The sequence below is a fragment of the Candidatus Saccharibacteria bacterium genome (assembly GCA_012965045.1).
Lineage (GTDB): Bacteria > Patescibacteriota > Saccharimonadia > Saccharimonadales > DTSZ01 > DTSZ01.
Window position 1 is genome coordinate 751,718 of record DTSZ01000001.1, and the last position, 17,265, is coordinate 768,982.

General features: G+C 45.6%; 12 protein-coding genes, 3 tRNA genes and 2 pseudogenes. 15 read left to right on the forward strand and 2 right to left on the reverse strand.

Annotated elements, in window-relative coordinates; translation table 11 throughout:
- Positions 1 to 7 precede the first annotated feature (7 nt).
- The 4 genes and pseudogenes from EYO12_03870 (at position 8) to EYO12_03885 (ending at position 1,841) form a co-directional block, all read left to right on the forward strand.
- Positions 8 to 484 (forward strand): hypothetical protein, encoded by a 477-nt coding sequence (locus EYO12_03870; GenBank protein HIA92223.1) that lies wholly within the window; start codon positions 8 to 10, stop codon positions 482 to 484.
- Positions 485 to 901, forward strand: coding sequence for a hypothetical protein (locus EYO12_03875; protein HIA92224.1), 417 nt, complete (start codon positions 485 to 487; stop codon positions 899 to 901).
- 230 nt (positions 902 to 1,131) lie between these two features.
- A pseudogene (locus EYO12_03880) lies at positions 1,132 to 1,341 on the forward strand (hypothetical protein).
- A gap of 281 nt (positions 1,342 to 1,622) precedes the next feature.
- Positions 1,623 to 1,841: pseudogene (locus tag EYO12_03885) on the forward strand (hypothetical protein).
- 114 nt (positions 1,842 to 1,955) lie between these two features.
- On the opposite strand, the gene EYO12_03890 reads toward EYO12_03885, so the two are convergent.
- Positions 1,956 to 2,414 carry an Hsp20/alpha crystallin family protein gene (locus EYO12_03890; protein HIA92225.1) on the reverse strand — a complete coding sequence of 153 codons (459 nt, stop codon included), beginning with the start codon at positions 2,412 to 2,414 and terminating at the stop codon, positions 1,956 to 1,958.
- A 65-nt stretch (positions 2,415 to 2,479) separates the two neighbouring features.
- Between EYO12_03890 and EYO12_03895 the strand changes: the two genes are divergently transcribed.
- The 4 genes from EYO12_03895 (at position 2,480) to EYO12_03910 (ending at position 4,107) form a co-directional block, all read left to right on the forward strand.
- Positions 2,480 to 3,190, forward strand: coding sequence for a ComF family protein (locus tag EYO12_03895; protein ID HIA92226.1), 711 nt, complete (start codon positions 2,480 to 2,482; stop codon positions 3,188 to 3,190).
- 108 nt (positions 3,191 to 3,298) lie between these two features.
- Positions 3,299 to 3,388 (forward strand) — tRNA-Ser (locus EYO12_03900).
- 146 nt (positions 3,389 to 3,534) lie between these two features.
- A tRNA-Ser gene (locus EYO12_03905) sits at positions 3,535 to 3,627 on the forward strand.
- Between the two features lie 216 nt (positions 3,628 to 3,843).
- On the forward strand, positions 3,844 to 4,107 hold the full coding sequence (locus EYO12_03910; protein ID HIA92227.1) for a DUF2164 family protein: 264 nt from the start codon (positions 3,844 to 3,846) through the stop codon (positions 4,105 to 4,107).
- Here EYO12_03910 and EYO12_03915 read toward each other — a convergent pair.
- On the reverse strand, positions 4,104 to 4,286 hold the full coding sequence (locus EYO12_03915) for a hypothetical protein (GenBank protein ID HIA92228.1): 183 nt from the start codon (positions 4,284 to 4,286) through the stop codon (positions 4,104 to 4,106). The genes EYO12_03910 and EYO12_03915 overlap by 4 nt on opposite strands.
- Before the next feature lie 50 nt (positions 4,287 to 4,336).
- Here EYO12_03915 and EYO12_03920 point away from each other — a divergent pair, with 50 nt between their 5' ends.
- From EYO12_03920 to EYO12_03950, 7 genes are all read left to right on the forward strand, one after another.
- Positions 4,337 to 4,882 carry a hypothetical protein gene (locus EYO12_03920; protein HIA92229.1) on the forward strand — a complete coding sequence of 182 codons (546 nt, stop codon included), beginning with the start codon at positions 4,337 to 4,339 and terminating at the stop codon, positions 4,880 to 4,882.
- A 397-nt stretch (positions 4,883 to 5,279) separates the two neighbouring features.
- A tRNA-Arg gene (locus EYO12_03925) sits at positions 5,280 to 5,356 on the forward strand.
- Between the two features lie 87 nt (positions 5,357 to 5,443).
- Complete coding sequence (locus tag EYO12_03930; GenBank protein ID HIA92230.1) at positions 5,444 to 5,764, forward strand: hypothetical protein; 321 nt, start codon at positions 5,444 to 5,446, stop codon at positions 5,762 to 5,764.
- A 93-nt stretch (positions 5,765 to 5,857) separates the two neighbouring features.
- Positions 5,858 to 7,612 (forward strand): hypothetical protein, encoded by a 1,755-nt coding sequence (locus tag EYO12_03935; protein ID HIA92231.1) that lies wholly within the window; start codon positions 5,858 to 5,860, stop codon positions 7,610 to 7,612.
- A 96-nt stretch (positions 7,613 to 7,708) separates the two neighbouring features.
- Entirely contained in the window at positions 7,709 to 15,196 is a 7,488-nt protein-coding gene (locus tag EYO12_03940; GenBank protein HIA92232.1) for a hypothetical protein, read from the forward strand.
- A complete protein-coding gene (locus tag EYO12_03945; GenBank protein ID HIA92233.1) occupies positions 15,196 to 16,098 on the forward strand; it encodes a hypothetical protein in 903 nt (300 codons plus the stop codon). The genes EYO12_03940 and EYO12_03945 overlap by 1 nt, the downstream gene beginning before the upstream one ends.
- A gap of 99 nt (positions 16,099 to 16,197) precedes the next feature.
- Complete coding sequence (locus tag EYO12_03950) at positions 16,198 to 17,247, forward strand: hypothetical protein (GenBank protein HIA92234.1); 1,050 nt, start codon at positions 16,198 to 16,200, stop codon at positions 17,245 to 17,247.
- Positions 17,248 to 17,265 lie beyond the last annotated feature (18 nt).

Genomic DNA, 17,265 nt, shown 5'->3' on the forward strand with positions numbered 1-17,265 from the left:
ACCTATCGTGAAAGTTTTACGTATTTTTTTAGCAGTAGTATTTATTTCGGCAGCAATGCCGTTAGCTGTTGTTGCAGTAGGGCCAGAACCAGATCCTGCTAATGATGATCAACTTATATTGGTTGAACCTTCTGGCGGTGCAATTGACAGCACCATACCGACTACTGGACCAGATGCCGAGAATATTTTGTGCCGCGAAGGCGTGCCTGTGGTTGGCGGTGAGACCTGCGAAGGAGTAGATAATACCAGTTCGACTAGCGGGCTACTCACCTTATTCGATAATTTAATGGGCGGCCTGACGCGTCTAGCGGCTGCAATTGCAGTCATAATCATAATTGTATCTGGCATTCGTTACGCGACGTCTGGTGGAGATCCACAAGGGGTTGCAAGCGCTCGGTCTGCCATAATATATGCATTAGTGGCATTAATAGTGGCGGTATCGACCGAAATTATTATAGACTTTGTATTAAGAAGGATAAGTTAAATGAATAGTTTAGTTCTAAAATTTTCATCAATCATGTTTATTGCCCTAGCAATTGGTTTCGTGTTTTTTGCGGGTTCTGTCCACGCGCAAACTGCTCGTGATGAGGTTTGCAAGGTTTCGCTCAGTGACCCAGGCGCAAGCTTTGATGTAGCAGCTGGTAAGTGTGTAGATAGCAACGGAAACTCACCAGAAGGGTTATTTGAAGGCCCGTTTAAGGCAATTACCAATACACTCATTTTTATAACAGGGGCAATCTCAATACTGATGCTTGTCATTGGCGGCTTACGCTATACGGTGTCTGGCGGTGACGCTAATGCTGTTAGCGGGGCGAAAAATACCATAATTTACGCCATTGTTGGTTTGATCATATCTATCTTTGCGTTCTCAATTGTTAACTTTATCTTAGGAAGGATATAAACATGACAAAAACAAAACAACTATTAACTGGGGTGCTAGTAGCCCTGGCATTGCTTTTTGTTGCTGCGGGGCTTTTGAGCGCTCCGGTAAGTGCACAAGATCCAAAAGCAGAGATCTGTGATTTAAATGATGAAAAAGATGACCAAGGTAACACGATTGTTAATTACACATATGATCCAGCTACCGGTGAATGTACAGCTCCTGCAGGACAAGGAAATGATATCGGTGACATCTTTAAAACTATTACAAACACCTTGTTGTTTTTAGTAGGTGCATTAGCGGTAATAATGTTAATTATTGGCGGCTTTAGGTATGTAGTTTCTGGCGGTGACGCCAATGCAGTGACTGGCGCGAAAAACACCATTCTCTACGCTATCGTTGGCATTGTTGTTGCCTTCTTGGCATTCGCTGCGGTAAACTTCGTAACAAACAGGCTATAAACAGATTAGTAGCCTTGATATATTTCAAATAAATGGTTAAACTAAAATCAAAATAATCACGTTAAGGAGAATAAACAGTGATCAGTTCAGTAAAAAATCTAGGCTATAAAGCAGCAGGAGCATTTACAGCGACTATTGGTGGCGTACTTGCAAATGGTTCTAAGGTGTTCGCTCAACAGGCTACCCCAGACCCATGTGACATTACTTCAGGCGGAATTCAAGGTGGCGCGGACTGTGCTGCTCCAGAAGGCGCTCGTGGTGACCTATTTGGTGACGGCGGTATCTTTAGCACTGTTTCAAACACACTTCTATTCTTAGTTGGTGCTATATCAGTCATTATGTTAATCATCGGCGGTATTCGCTATGTTGTTTCAGCAGGTGACCAAAACGCTGTAACTGGCGCAAAGAACACTATTCTTTACGCTATCGTCGGTATTATTGTCGCTTTCCTAGCTTTCGCAGCAGTTAACTTTGTTACAAACCAGCTCGAAACTAACTAGTCTACAGTTTAGATAGTTGAAAAAACTCCACTTTAATCGGTGGAGTTTTTAGTATCAAACGAAAAACCCACTCAGGTTGGAGTGGGTTTTTGAATTAGCGTATAGCTTGAGGGATTAGCTAATTTCGATTTTTCGTACAGTTTCTTGTTTTACTTTTTCGAAGCTTACAGTCAGAACACCGTCTTTAAGTTCTGCCTTAATACCTTCTTCTTTTACGCTCACTGGTAGAGTGATTGAGCGCGTGAATGCTCCCCAGTAACATTCCTGAACGTGGTAGTTTGGTTCGTCTTCTTTTACACCTGAGTGGCGTGTTCCTTGAATGCTCAGCGTGTTGTCAGTGATAGATACATCAAGGTCGCTGCGGTCGATACCTGCGATTGGGGCTTTTATCACTAATCGTTCTGGTGTTTCGTAAATATCAACAGCTAATTGACCTGGAACGGCATCTTCTTCGAGCCAGTCCTCTTGTTGTCCTGCTGGTTGCTGGTTGTCATCTTGATCGTCATCACCAAGAAAAGCTGCAGTTAGCTCGTCTTCAATAAGTAAATCGTCGTCTTGGCCTCTTCTAGCCATAAATTCTCCCTCCGAATTTGTTTGTAAAGTAGTTTGGTATTTTTAAGACGGCTTTTTATGTTGCTATGATTATAACCAAAGTAACACTAGAGGAGCAAGCTATGCATGTTGTCGAATTAGCTATTTCATTGATTGCGCCGCACACCTGCGTTAACTGTGGCTCATCTGAAGCGGTTCTGTGCGACGAGTGCTTGGTGGGTTTGAAAGATCCAGAAATTTCACGTTGCGTATATTGCAACACTCTAACCCAAGATAATAAAACCTGTGGTTCGTGCCGGCGCACCCACCCTTTGCAGCATATCTGGTCAACATCTAACTACTTAAAAGCCGAAACAGCAATTCAAGCCTACAAATTTGGACGAGTTCGTGAGTTGTATAAACCGATAGCGAGTGAAATGGCTATAATAATTCCCTATTCTGACTACGACTACATTGTAGCCGTGCCGACTGCCCCACGCCGAATTAGGGTTCGGGGCTATGATCAAGCAGAGCTATTAGCTAAACAAATTGCGGAGCTAACTAACACAAAAGCGCTCCAGCCCTTGTTTCATAGCGGTTCAAAGCGACAGCTCGGTTCTCGTCGTGACGCTCGCTTTATGCAAGCTCATCAAAGCTATCAGCTTAAGCGGGGTGTAGATCTTACAAACAGGCGGATTTTGCTGGTTGATGATGTTGTTACCACAGGAGCAACGCTGTCGGCATGCGCCCAGCGCTTAAAGTCCGCGGGTGCCCGGTCAGTAGATGGCCTTGTTTTTGCTCGACGCTCTAGGAAGTAATTAAATAAAAAACAGAAACAAATTCTGCGGCGGATGATTGATAAATGCAAAGGGGTTGATATAATCTGTTGAGCTGGACTTATCAAAGTGTTTAAATACACATTACGCGGAAGGGTGACCGAGTGGTTGATGGTACCGGTCTTGAAAACCGGCGTGCCCTCACGGGTACCGAGGGTTCGAATCCCTCCCCTTCCGCCACACTACTATTTAAGAAACGAAGTTTCTTTACAATTACTCAAACCAAGGAGCTAAGTCGACTGTTTGAGTAATTGAGAGGAAACAACACGATAAACAAAAGTAACCAAACAAGTTTGGTTACGACAGTTGGCAGTGATTGTTGACGAGGAGAGATACCCAAGAGGCTGAAGGGGACGGTTTGCTAAATCGTTAGGGGGAAGAAATTCCCCGCGGGAGTTCGAATCTCCCTCTCTCCGCCAGGCGAGTTTTGCTGACCATTTGGTCGGCAAAAGTCTTCTAGCAGAAGAAAGTGAGATTTGAACGGAGTTCGGCGAAATGACCAAGCGCACAGAAACTACCTCTTAGTTTCGAGCACTTGGGAATGGAGGAGCGATTGAGCAAAGCGAAAGAAAGCGATATCTCCCCTTTCGATCATATTTTGCAAAACTTCGAATACGTTTTGCTACACTTTAATCATGAAAAAACCTAAAAAACCGGCGTACGACTTTTTATCAAAAGAAGATAAAAAAATACTGATTGATAAAATCGTGGAGTTTTTTAAAAAGGAATACGACCTTGAGCTGGGTGTTATTGCCGCTGATGAAATTCTTGAAATTACTCACAAAGACATAGCATTAAATGCTTACAACCAATCATTAAAGATCACTCAACGGCAGATTGAGCAAAAACTTGAAGATCTTCAGATTGAGTTCGACCTACTACAAAAACGCGCTAGTTAATTTTTATTAACAAGGCTAACAACGGCGCTGGTTGCGATGGCTATACCACCAACAGCGGCCAGTTTGAGGAGGTTTTCCCCAAGCTCGTCGAAACTAAATACATCAAAGACAGCCAGGCTGGCTAAGATAGCGGTTGTTAATAAAATTATTGTGATTACGATTTTTATTGCTATATTCATACGCTAAAGTATACACCTAATAAGTGAGCTTGCTATACTGGGTGGTAGCTATGGCGAACAAACATCCAGTAATCAACCCAGTAACAGAGATAAACGACAACCGACCAGAGTATAGTTCTCAGCGACATGACCACGATGACATGTTGCTAAATTGGGAGGCGTCTGAGTATGTTATGCATCATAAAACTCCCCTGTGGTATGCAAGTTTAGCTGGCGCAGCCATTGCTTTAAGCGGCTTGCTGTATTGGATAACAGGCGATATTTTAACGGTGCTAGTTATCTTGCTAATGACAGCTGCGCTTGCGGTGTACGCCACTCGGCAGCCGCAAACACTCCGTTACTCGATGTCCGACAGCACTATCGTTGTTGGTCATAAAGAATTCCATTTTACAGACTTCAAGTCATTTTCGATTATTCACGACGGGTCGTTTTACAGCATAAATATGGTACCAACCAAACGATTCGCTCCCCCACTCAGCATTTATTTCGACGAAAAAGACGCTGACAAAATTATGGAAATTATGACTCGCCATCTACCTCATGTAGAAAAAGAGCCCGATCCAATCGACAAATTATCAAAATACCTTCGGTTTTAATTGTTGAATAAACTGTTTTAAGTGTGGTATGATTTCCCCTGTTCTGTCTCTGATGGCAGAAAGTACCTTGAGTAAGTTCTTGGCGTAATTTCCAAGAACAAGTTGAGTAGCTGATTGCAATCGTAAGATTAAAATCAGCTTAAAATGCGACCGTAACGATGCGCTTTTTGGTGCTTCGTTACTGGTCAATTTTGTTTGTTATTACTTCTTATAATTGAGCTCAATTACAAAAAGGAATAACAAACCGCACTCATAATGTTATTTCAAGATTTTTACACAGAGGAATTCCTTTAAAATTTTATGCAGATGACTGTTTAAAAATCATAAGAGGAGGAATGACGAACAGTTGAAGCTTTTACAATTATGTAAAACGGAAACTGTCAGTCCATTCCGATGAGTACCCGTAGCTCAGCTGGATAGAGCGTTGGTTTGCGGTACCAGAGGTCAGAGGTTCAAATCCTCTCGGGTACACCAAACTAAAAACAGTCACTTTTGTGGCTGTTTTTAGTTTCTTCTAACAGTAATTTATTTCTTTGATCTAGCATTTGCTACACTAAAATTATGCACCAAGCTATTATTCTGTTCGCTGGCTTCTTTGTAATTATCGCCTTGATAGCAGCGCCGAAACTCAAGCTAGGCACAGCGTTTCTGTTAATGGCCTCTATTAACTTGTGGCTGAGTGATGTAGCGGGTAATAGCGGACTGGGTGGTTCGCCCAAAAGTTTTGGCTCTTTTGCAATGGTTATTGCCTGGCTAGTGGTATTTTCTGGGGGATTTCTCGCGGTGCTTGCTTTTATTGATCGCGAGAATAATCAATACAAAGTATTCATGGCTCCACTATTAATCCTGACAGTTGTCAGTGCAATTTTTAGTGTTATTTAAAACCTAGTACTACATTCATCAGAAAATCTTCACCATACATTCTATTTTTTAACTTTGTAAGCTATACTTACATCAAAGCAACCAAAAATAAATATGACCCAAGAATTACATAACTATATAAAGTCACAACGCGATGCAGGTGTTGATGATTTGCAAATTAAAAAAGCTTTACTTGATGCAGGGTGGCGAATTGACTTAGTCGAGGCTGGTCTTGCGCCACCAAAAAAACAAGCTGAGACTATCCCAGCCCCTATCCAGCCGACTGTGCGCTCTAGTATGAAAACTATTCAGCCATCTGCCGCTTTCATTAAAGAGCAACAAACAGATACTCCACCAGATGAGCCAAAAGTTAGCAGCCCAAGTCCTATTCAGCCATTGACACAGCCCACTCAAACAAAAGAACCCGCAGCAACCCAAACAATGGCGACAGCTAGCGATACTTTGGCGACTGGATTGGCTGTTGCAGCTCCATCTACTGCAGGTGATGTGTACCCAGAGCCTGTTAAGGGTGTTCGTGCGGCTCAGTTTGTTGGTGGCACCAACGATGAGGTTACCGACAATGAGAGTGCTAATGGCGCTGACTACACTCACAATCCCCTACAGACCTTGCGGTATTCGTTCGTGTATTATTTCCAGAACTTTGCGTCACTATTAGTTTTGTCACTATTGGCCGGGGCATTTGTTTCGGGGGCAATATATCTCGCCGGCGTACTGTTTGACAACACCAGCAGAACGGACAGCGGCACACTGGAGTTCATTGTCGGGACCGGTGTTTTTATGGCTATTTTTTCTGCGGTGGTGGCTTTTATTGCGCCGTATGTGTACAAGGTTGTTGGTGGGGATAAGGGCTCACTCGGGATGGTGTTTAAGCCACAGGCCGGGGCTTGGGTTCGAGTATTCACCGCAACCTTCCTAGTAACCATAGTTTTTTATATCTTTTACTGGCTGCTGTTTTCAGTATTACTCGGTGATTTAAGCGGAGGCGGTTTACTCTTTTTAGTCCTAGCACTATTTTCTTTGGAGACTCAAGATATATTAATCCTGTATGGATCGTTCCTGTTGTGGTTTATGCTACAGGTGCGATTTTTAGGATTTATGTCTTTTGCAATGACCGAAGCACGCAGTTTTACTGAAGGACTACGCCTGACATTGTTTAACACCAAAAATGCATTCCTAGCGACTTTTGGAACAACAATCTTGTACGTATGGAGCTATGAACTTTTTAATTACATTAATTCGAAGTTCCCCGCGGACCAAAACTTCTTGTACCAATTGCAGCTTGATAATACGTATTTATATATAACAGCGTTAATTTTTATTATTACTATAACTTCTATGCCGCTCGTAATTGCCTATGCCTACCGCTACAGAGCGGCGCGAGCTGGCAGCAAAAATAACGATATTATCGTTACGGTAATTAATGTAGTATTGCTTGCGGCTTATCTAGGCTTTTTTGGCTACGATCTGTACAAGGTTGTTGAAACAAATAACGAAACTAAAGAACTATATGGTTTTGATGACAGCTACGAGTCAGACTATTCCGAACTTGAATCAGACGATGACTTTAACTCCAGCTATACCCTTGGCTACACAGAAACCGAATTACGAACCGATGGCGGTGTGATATCGGCCGCGCTTGAAAGCTATGCAGCAAACAACGGCGGCGTGTATCCAGACTTTCTTACCGACCTATTGCCAGACTATCTCGATCAAAATGAATTACGTACCAATATTTACAGTTTTATATACAGCCCGCTGAGTCCAGACGGTCGGGTTTGCTTCGACGAATGTCGAGACTACAGCCTGTCGGTTTATACAGACGACTTTGAATTACTCGAAATTAAGTAGTTCTTCCCTTCAAAAACAGTAGTAAAAAGCGTAGAATTAACACAAGCGACTTATGTGAGGCGCTTGTATTTCGTTGGATAAGCTGTTTAGGAGAACATGTCCAAACCAAAAACAAAGAAACATAACCACCCTGTGCGGCATTTTTTGACTGCAAAACTCCATGTGCAGCAATTCGCTGAACCGCTGTCAGTTCGAGAACGTATAGTTGGGGCCATTGCCCTTATTGTGGCAGTGAATGCCATTCTTGGTTACAGCGGTGTAGCTACAACTCAAAATGTCGGTGATACCCGAGCGGTTCCGGCCGGGTCATGTGGCCACGATATTGGCTGGGACTCCTCAACCAAAGCCGGTGGACTCCCGAGCCTAGACAGCACAAGTGGTGAAGCGGATTTCACGTTTGAAAACTCAGCCGTTCTCGACCCAACCACTAATGGAGCGCTTACCTGTGGTTCCTTCGATTTCCCTCCTGACAGTCAGCTCGACCCAGCAATTGCCGTGTCGTTTGCAGTGACACAAATTCCAGAAGTTGATGAAGCTGTTGATGAAGTGGAAGAGGAAGCGGAAGTCCAGGCTACGGATGATACCCTCCAGCCCCCAGTCGAAGACCCTATTGAGCAAAACTCAAATTTTACTTATGACCTGTCATTGTTAAGCCAGGAGGTAGCGGAAACTGCTGTTCACGTAGAACCGAGCGACGAACTGCCTGCCGACTCGCTGGCTCAACTAGAAATCAGTGGCGATAACGGCGAAAACTGGCAAGCAGTCTATGCGTTTACGTCTACTCAACAGTCAAACTTCACTAACTCGAACTATGTATATATTTCATTGCCGCCTTCGTACTTAGAAAATACTGAAAAATTGCAGGCCCGCGTTGTTGGTTTGTCTCGAGCCGATGCCAGCACTACCCTGCTGGTGGACAGTTTGTTTATGACATATGAAATCGGCCAACAAACGAACTTGAGCGTTGTTCAAATTGGCGAAAATGGCGACCCGCTTACTATCGATGAGCAGCTTGTTTCTACCTCTGACTCAATAGTATTCGAATTTACTACTCAAGCTCAGGATGACACTTTGGTTGATGGAGTTGGCTCTCAGTTGAACGGACTGTTTGGCCAAGACGATATTCAACCAAGCAACGTTGAGATAAAAACTCAGATCATCAACAGTAGCGGCGAAACGATTGAAGACGTTGAAACAAACATTAGCTACAAGCAAAAAGACACCGTAGGCCGAGATGTCTGGGAGGTTGAAGTAACTGCGCCAGCTCAATTTACTCCTGGAGAGCATACGGCTCACGTTAGCGTGAGCGATACCGATGGAGCAACCCAATCAATCGAACAAGACTTTTTGTGGGGCGTGCTGGCAATCAACACCGACAAATCAGCCTACACTATTGGCGACAATGCCCTGTTGCAGCTAGCGGTGCTAAACGATAATGGTGAACCAGTGTGTGATGCTGAAGTTACGGTTGGAGTGTATCTAAATGACACCCAGACTGACAGTCTGTCTACCAAGGACAACCGACTGACGGTGGCTGACAGCTGTAGTTTGTACGAGGATCATATTGAAGCTGACTACAGCGGTAAGACCCAATTTAGCCTACCAGGAACCTATGAACTCCGAGTTCAGGCAACTACCCGCACCGGTAGCTACAGCATTGTTGAGGTTATTGAGGTAAGCGACACTCAAGACTACAGCGTGCAGCGGACCGGTCCAACGCGTATTTACCCACCATTAACCTACCCAATGATCATTGAGGTAACAACGGCCGACGGGTTTAGCGGCACAGTGGTGGAACGAGTACCTCGTAGTTTTGAAATCGAGACTATTGATTTTGCGGAAAATTACAAATTAGTGTACACCGACGATCGCTATTCGTATATCGAATGGGACGTTACTATCGCCGCTGGTGAGTCAAAAAAGCTTGGCTATTCATTTGATGCACCAGACATTGCACCAGAATTCTTTTTAGCTGGCCCGCTTGAATTTAAATCAACTAGCGATGGCCAGCAGCCGCAACTTCTACATACCGAGCAGCGACAGTGGCAAATAGCTAGTGACGCCCTGGCGGACATTGCTATCTACCGCGAGGCTACGGGTGCTGATGTTATTGGCACCACCGTTACCAATATAGATTGGGATACAACTACCACTCAGGGTGCCCCCTATTCGCTTCAAGCCAACACAATCGATATTGATCTGGCTGATGCCGGACACTATTTCGTAACCTACACGCTGCCAACTCAAACCAGCAGCGGCAGCAACCGTTCAGAAATTCAATCCTGGCTTCGATTAAACGATTCAACTGACTTAGCCTACGGTCGTGGACAGGGTTATATCCGTCGTTCTGGTGGAGCGGATGAGGGCTATAATCACGGTGCGGCAATTATTGATGTGTCGGCTGGCGATGATATACGACTGCAAGCCCAGCGGACAGATGATAACTCTGCCACCGTTGAGCGACGGGCTAATAAGTCTGGCATTAACCTAGTTAAGTTGGATGATGATTGGGATTATTTGCGATCCCGACCAACCAGTGATCAAACCATTGGCAGTACCACCAGTTTTGAAACTGTCACTTTGGCTACAGACGACGAAATTGATTCAGCCTCATTCAGCCGCTCTGGTGGCACGATAACCATAGCTGAAGCCGGTCATTATTTAGTTACTTTCAACATCGGTGTTACACATACCGACGGCGGAATTCGTATTAACGACGAAGCGCGACTGACGCTTGATGGTACAGAAATAGACGGCACCCGTGTGAGCACCTATGTTCGTGGAACTAACAGCACAAATGATGGCATGTTAACTTGGACGGGAATCATTGAAACCACAGCTGCTAACCAAGATCTAGTGATGGAGATCCGGCGAGAGTCTGAAGTAAACCCAGCCACCCATAACACTAAAGCAGCCGAATCCGGTATTGCGATTGCTCGTCTGCCAGATGATGGCGACTACATTCGACTTGGTGAAACTGGTGGCGGCCAAGACCTAAGCACCTCGCGAACCAGCATAACGTGGGACGAAACACTTGAAGAAGACACCGACAGTTTTGATCACGACGCAACTAACACTGAGCGAATTAACATCGAAGCCAATGGTGATTATTTGTTCTTCCATTCACTGTATTCTGCGCGGCCAGAAGGCAACGCCAACCGTGAGGCTCAGTTTTTTGAGTGGCAAGCTAATGGGTTGAGTTTGTATGAATGGGGCTCTTCCGGGCAGTTTAACCGCGGTGATCAAGGGGCGTATGATGCTCGAACTGCCGGGTCATCAACGGGCTTTGTGGCCAATAGTCTGACCGACACCGACTACATTGAGTTAACCCAAATAAATGAAACAGCAAATGCGACATCGACCTACCAGGCCGACAGAATGGGCGTGCAAGCTGTTCAATTGCAAAGTCTTATTGCGCCAGGAACACCGATTATGTCCCAAACTCACTTTCGGTGGCGCGACGACACAACCGACTTAAATTCAAGCGGTGGATATTTAGCAGCCGAAGACTCGAATGCAATTTCTAGTATCGAAAAAAATACCAATTATCGGTTGCGTATTGCCGCAGCCAATACTGGCACCGGTGTTGATACAGTGGCCCGTAGCTATGAATTACAATTTGGAAGAATTACAAGTTCCGAGGCTACGTGTAGCGCTATTACGACCTGGACTGGCTTAAATGACAGTGCGACTGACGCTTTTGAAATAGCCGAAACGCCGTATATATCACCAGATGGAGAAGCTACCAATCCAGCCTTACTTGCTAATAGCGAAGCCTATACCTACGTGTTTGGAGAAGGTCGCGAGTCGGCCGACACCACCGGCACAATCGGCCCCCTAAATGCGGCAACCTACACCGAGCTAGAATACAGTATTGAAGCAACCGACGAAGCAATTCCGGCTAGCCAGTATTGTTTTAGGTTATTCGATGCAAATAACACCCAGGCTCTAACGAGCTACGTAACCTTCCCGACGGTCACGGTCGCAAGTGTTGCTGTTCCAGCTGGCTTGGGTGAGGCCGGCACCTTTACTAGTGCTGTCGATGGTGGTTGGACAACTGTTAATTTCATAGACAGCTATACAACTCCGGTGGTTGTCGGCAACAGCAACAGCCACAACGGACAAGCTGCATTAGTATTTGAAGCGCGGAACGTAACCAGCACTTCGGCCGACATGCGAGTGTGTGAGTCCGAGGGCTCATCCAGTAATGGGTGTGACACTCATGCTGCTGAAACAGTTGGCTATTTAGTGATCGACGCTGCAGAAACTGGAAACTACAGTGGGATCGAAGCTGGGACATTTAGTGTTAATGGAGACTTTACCACCACCACATCAAGCCCAACCTACGTCGACACCTACTCCACTGCCCCGTATGTATTTGCCAATGTAAATACCGTAAACGACACCGAAGTCCCGATTGAGGTGGTGGTCACAACGACATCTACCACTGGTTTCACGGCCGGTATTTGTGACCACAGCCAAACAAATTCTGATGCTTGTGACAATCATGGCAGCAATGAAACAGTTGGCTGGGTAGCAATTGACCCAAGCAATAGTCCATTTGATGTCACGAGCGACATCGGGCTGGTAAGTATAGGCAATAGTACCTGGACTAACGTGTCATTTACGAGCGGATTTGATGATGTGCCGTCGGTGATTGTAGAATCGCAGACTGATACCGGTGCGCAAAATGTAGAAATTAATGAAGCCCGCAGTGTGAGCGTTGCAGGTGCCGATGTGCGTTTTTGTGAGATCGACACTCTTGATAGTTGCGACACTCACTCTGCTGACGACGTTGCATGGGTGGCGATTGAGCAAGACACTTTTCATAACGTTGCTCTAAATCAAGACACCTACCGCTGGTATGCTAATGCAAACTCCACCACCCCTGGTGCGGCATTATCGAGTGAAAACACTGCTGCGTCTGGAGTGGCCGACGGCGGCATAGTTAGGTTGCGCATGGCTGTACAGGCTGGTACCGACATTGCGGTTAACGACATTGATTTCACTTTGCAGTACGGTGCCGGCGAAGATTGTAGTCTAATTGGTAGCTGGACAGATGTTGGCGGTTTGGGTAGCGGCAGCATTTGGCGTGGCTATAATAACGGCAGTCCAGCTGACGAAACAACTCTACCAACTTCACTGTTAAACGGCGGGGGCAATCAACTACAAACCTATGAAGAAGAAAACGATTCTGCAACTAACCCTACGGCAATAGCTACTGGTCAACGCGGTGAGTGGGACTGGGTGTTAGAAAATAACGGCGCTACTGAGTCGACCAACTATTGTTTTAGAATGGTCGGCAGCGGTGGCGACCCTATTCAATATAGCCGCTATGCTGAGCTAATTACGGAAGCTATCCCAAGCAGTTTTTATGTTGAGCGCGCTAATCAATGGACAACTGGGTCAACCAGTACTTGGCAGGATATTAATCTATCGAACGCTCCATACAACGTTCCGGCTAATTCGGCTGTAGAAATAACCATTATGAATGCAGATGCCAGCGATAGCTCCACGGCTGGTGTTCGGCAAAACGGCTCTAGTTTGAGTCGATTTACAAACTTACACGAAGCCGAGGGGGGTGGTTTCTTCGGAAGCCAGGGAAACGCGGTAATCACTATGCATGTACAAACGGATGCAACAGGAGTCATTGAGTATTACACCGATAATCCAGGTGAGACAACTTTTATGCTTGATGGCTACTGGGAGAGCGGTAGTTATGTTGAGGGTTGGAGCAACTTTACAGCAGGTGCAAGCAACACCTGGCAAGATGTTGATTTATCAGGGTTTCCTTACGACGTACCAGTGAATCGTGTAATAGAAATCGTAGGCCAGAACGGAGAGGATGGAGCTGAAAATCAAATTGGTGTTCGAAGAAACAACTCAAGCTTAAGTAGAATAGTCGATGTTCAAGAGGCAGAAAATCCAGCCGACAGCTTTACTACCGTTACTTTCTTTACTCAAGCTGATCAAAATAGTCTAATTGAGGTATTTGCTGAGGATAATTCGAATGTTAATTTTTACTATGCTGGTTATTGGGACATACCGCCAGGCTATTACAACGAACTCGCCACAACCATAACAAACCCAACAAGTGACAGCACATGGCAAGCTCGTGATTTAACTGCTCAAGGTATTGCCGACAATGCTGTTGTAGAGGTGATAGCAGCGAATGGGGACACTAATACAGAAAATGAATTTGGTTCAAGGACAAATGGTTCGGCGCTAAACCGTATTATAGATTTGGTAGAAGCAGAATCCGGTGGCTCTGAGCTGTGGCGCAATCATGTTCCCACCGATACAAGTGGAGGCATTCAGCTGTATCATGAGGATGTGAGTGACACGCCCGTTACTTTTCATATGACAGGTGTTTGGACACCAAATATTGAGCCTGACGACCCGGTTAATCTCGATCAACAAGAAACAGATACTACATCGATTCCACTTGGCAATTGGCTAGACACCACAACCGTAAAGTTTGAAGGTGATATTAGCGATGTGCACGATTATGAGGTATTAGAACTATGTATTGAGGCGCAATTACTCGGGGTTGACTTTACGGATGTCGAAACCGCCTGCTCCAGTGAATTTGCCTACAATGGCACGACTGTTACCGTCGATTTTAATATCGGCTTAGCCAGTGGCGACAACGAATATCATTGGCAAGCTGCAACCCGTGATTTGTATGGGGCGTATTCTAACTGGGTGAGCTTTGGCGCCAATGCTGAAAACGAACGCGATGTTGGCATCGACACTACTCCCCCAGTGCCCGGTATTGTGTATGACGGAACTGCAACAAGTATTGACGCCGACTTTAATGACGGAGCGCTGGATAGTTTAAGCGCCAATTGGGCTGGCTATAACGCAGGCGGTTCTGGGTTGGATCGCTATGAATTATCAATCGGTACATCACAAGGTGCAACAGACGTATTAACCTGGACAGATGTTGCTGCCGTAGAATCGTATACGGCCAATTCATTATCGCTACGAACCACTCAAACCTACTACGTCAATGTGCGGGCCTTTGATATTTTTGAGCGCAGTGGGCAAGCCAGCTCCGACGGCATGTATGTAGCGCCAACGCTTAGTTTTGCGGTGAGCCCAACTAACGTAACCTTCGACAGCTTAAATCCAAGCAATAGCTTTACCGACACCGAAACAGTTAGCCTCACTACCTCGACTAACGCCTATAATGGTTACAATATTCGTGCCTATACATTGGGCGTGTTGAACGCGGTTAGCAATCCCGACACTATTGGCTTCTTTAACGGCGGAACCTATGCTGCCCCCGACGGATGGTTGGCGAGTGATCGAGGCTGGGGCTATCATTCAGATGACTCGCTGGTTGATGGTGTGAACCGGTTTAATTCATCAACCTGTCTGGGTGGTAATCCGCAGCCATGTTTTGCCCCATTCAGCACCACAGCTCCGGGCGATATTATTGCTGACAACACCGGTCCGATAACAGCTACCCCAATTACCAACGAAATATTCACCATTACCCAGCGGGTGGGCGTTGATCAGTTCCAAGTTGCAGACGAATATCAAGGCACAGTTATCTACACTGTGACCCCGAGGTATTAATGAGTAAGCATTTATTAATTGCACTATTAGTTAGCTGGGGCGGACTGTTGCTGCTTTCTTTCACTGCCTCGGCACAGTCGCAGACAACACTGTCGCTAGCTCCGGCCATTACAGAAATTGCTCTACAGCCAGCCCAATCAGCACAAGCTACACTACGACTAACTAACCAAACCGATGATCAGCTGGTAATTAGCACCAGCAGCCAGTCGTTAATTCCAGACGACATGGTAATTGATTCATCGAAACGAACCCAATACGATGCCGCAGAGTGGATTAGCCTGGTGCAAGGTGATTACATTTTAGATCCGTTTGAAACTCGGGAAGTCAAAGTAGACATTGTGGTTCCCGACAATGCTGGCCCTGGCGGACATTACGCAACAATTCGTTTTAAGCCGGTTACGCCGCCGGCGGCTGACCAACAAATAAAAGTTGAGTCCGAAGTTGCCGCACTTTTGTTTATTAACGTTGCTGGAGATATTCAAGAAAATATTGAATTTTTGGACATCGACACCCCTGCGTACGCAACGCGCGGTCTGCTGCCGATTAGTTTTCGACTCGCTAATATTGGCAATACTCACAGTCTGGTTAAAAACACCCTAACCATAAAAAAGGGCGACAGCGTTGTATATGAAGAAGATATTAAGCCGCAAATTGTATTACCAAACACTATTCGTACTTTTGAGTCTGGCTGGGAGGCTGCCGGCTTTGGCAGCTACTCCGTGCAAGTGGTAACCCAATTTGGGTCTGACAACTCAGTCGTAAGCTCGTCTGGCGCCACAGTGTTTATCGGCCCGCCGTTGCTGCCGTTGGCTATTGGATCTGTCGTTGTGATCGTCCTTGTTAGTATTATCGTGACCAAAAGAACCCTCAGCAGCAAACATCGACCAAAAACTACGACATAAACATTGAAATTATGTCGAGCTTATGCTATAAATTCACTATAGTTTTAAACATCAAAAACTAATAGCTATTATAAAAAACAAACAAAGGGGAAGATTATTATGAATCTGACTGCTATACAAACTAAGCGGGCTGCATGGCGAGCTGCCATGACCGCAACTGTATTTGGCATGGTGCTGAGTACTGTTGCCCCAGCACTTGCGGTACCAACAGACGTATCGCTTGAGCTCGGCGATTCTCGGGTGGATGAAACAAGCACCTATGTACTTGATATGAGTACAGTAGACACTGGCACAAGCTTGCAGTGTATCGAAATTGACCTTGGCGCAAATGCCGACGGTTCTGGTGCAGTGAGTGGCCTCGATACATCAAGTTCTACTTTTGATGCGTCTGACATTGTTACCTTTGGTAGCTGGTCAGTCGACAACACAGCTAGCGCAGCTCACCAACTACGTATTACGAACGGCACTGGCGAGAACCCAAGTGCTACAGGTTCTATAACTTGGGGTGGTGTAACTAACGGCGATACAGCAGAAACAACCTACTACGCAGTTATGACAACCTATACTGACACTGGCTGTTCAACTGCTAACGAAACAACTACTGTTGCTTTCGTTTACACCAACGGCCAAGCCGTATCAGTAACGGTTGACCCAACACTGAGTTTTGACATTCAACCAGTTGCGTCGTCTACAGCTGTAGCTGGCACAACTACAACAGCTACAACTACTGATGGTACTGTACCGTTCGGGTCAGTAACCTCTTCATCAAACGGTGTGGCTGCTCATGACTTACAAGTGGCAACCAACGCGTCGTCTGGGTATAACGTCTACCTTAGATACACCCAAGCTCTAACTAATGGTAGCGGTGACACAATTGACGATCACACAGGAACCTATGCTTCTCCATCAGCCTTCCCGGCTGCTGGAACCGAAGCCTTTGGCTTCCACACTGACGACACCGACGTTGCCGGTTTTGGGGCAAGTAACTTTGCAGCCTTTAAAACCAGTAACGAAATCGTTATGAGCCGAACAACTGCAACACCAAGTGCAGAAACAAACACTGTTGCGTATCAAGTAGGTATTTCTAACACCACAGAAAGTGGTACCTACAACTCAACACTTATCTACACAGCTGTAGCTACCTACTAGTTATAGGTTAGATACCAA

Excerpts from the sequence above, each read along its gene's own strand:
- EYO12_03875 (HIA92224.1), top strand. The coding sequence starts at position 485 with ATGAATAGTTTAGTTCTAAAATTTTCATCAATCATGTTTATTGCCCTA.
- EYO12_03890 (HIA92225.1), bottom strand. The coding sequence starts at position 2,414 with ATGGCTAGAAGAGGCCAAGACGACGATTTACTTATTGAAGACGAGCTA.
- EYO12_03895 (HIA92226.1), top strand. The coding sequence starts at position 2,480 with ATGATTATAACCAAAGTAACACTAGAGGAGCAAGCTATGCATGTTGTC.
- EYO12_03910 (HIA92227.1), top strand. The coding sequence starts at position 3,844 with ATGAAAAAACCTAAAAAACCGGCGTACGACTTTTTATCAAAAGAAGAT.
- EYO12_03915 (HIA92228.1), bottom strand. The coding sequence starts at position 4,286 with ATGAATATAGCAATAAAAATCGTAATCACAATAATTTTATTAACAACC.
- EYO12_03920 (HIA92229.1), top strand. The coding sequence starts at position 4,337 with ATGGCGAACAAACATCCAGTAATCAACCCAGTAACAGAGATAAACGAC.
- EYO12_03930 (HIA92230.1), top strand. The coding sequence starts at position 5,444 with ATGCACCAAGCTATTATTCTGTTCGCTGGCTTCTTTGTAATTATCGCC.
- EYO12_03935 (HIA92231.1), top strand. The coding sequence starts at position 5,858 with ATGACCCAAGAATTACATAACTATATAAAGTCACAACGCGATGCAGGT.
- EYO12_03940 (HIA92232.1), top strand. The coding sequence starts at position 7,709 with ATGTCCAAACCAAAAACAAAGAAACATAACCACCCTGTGCGGCATTTT.
- EYO12_03945 (HIA92233.1), top strand. The coding sequence starts at position 15,196 with ATGAGTAAGCATTTATTAATTGCACTATTAGTTAGCTGGGGCGGACTG.
- EYO12_03950 (HIA92234.1), top strand. The coding sequence starts at position 16,198 with ATGAATCTGACTGCTATACAAACTAAGCGGGCTGCATGGCGAGCTGCC.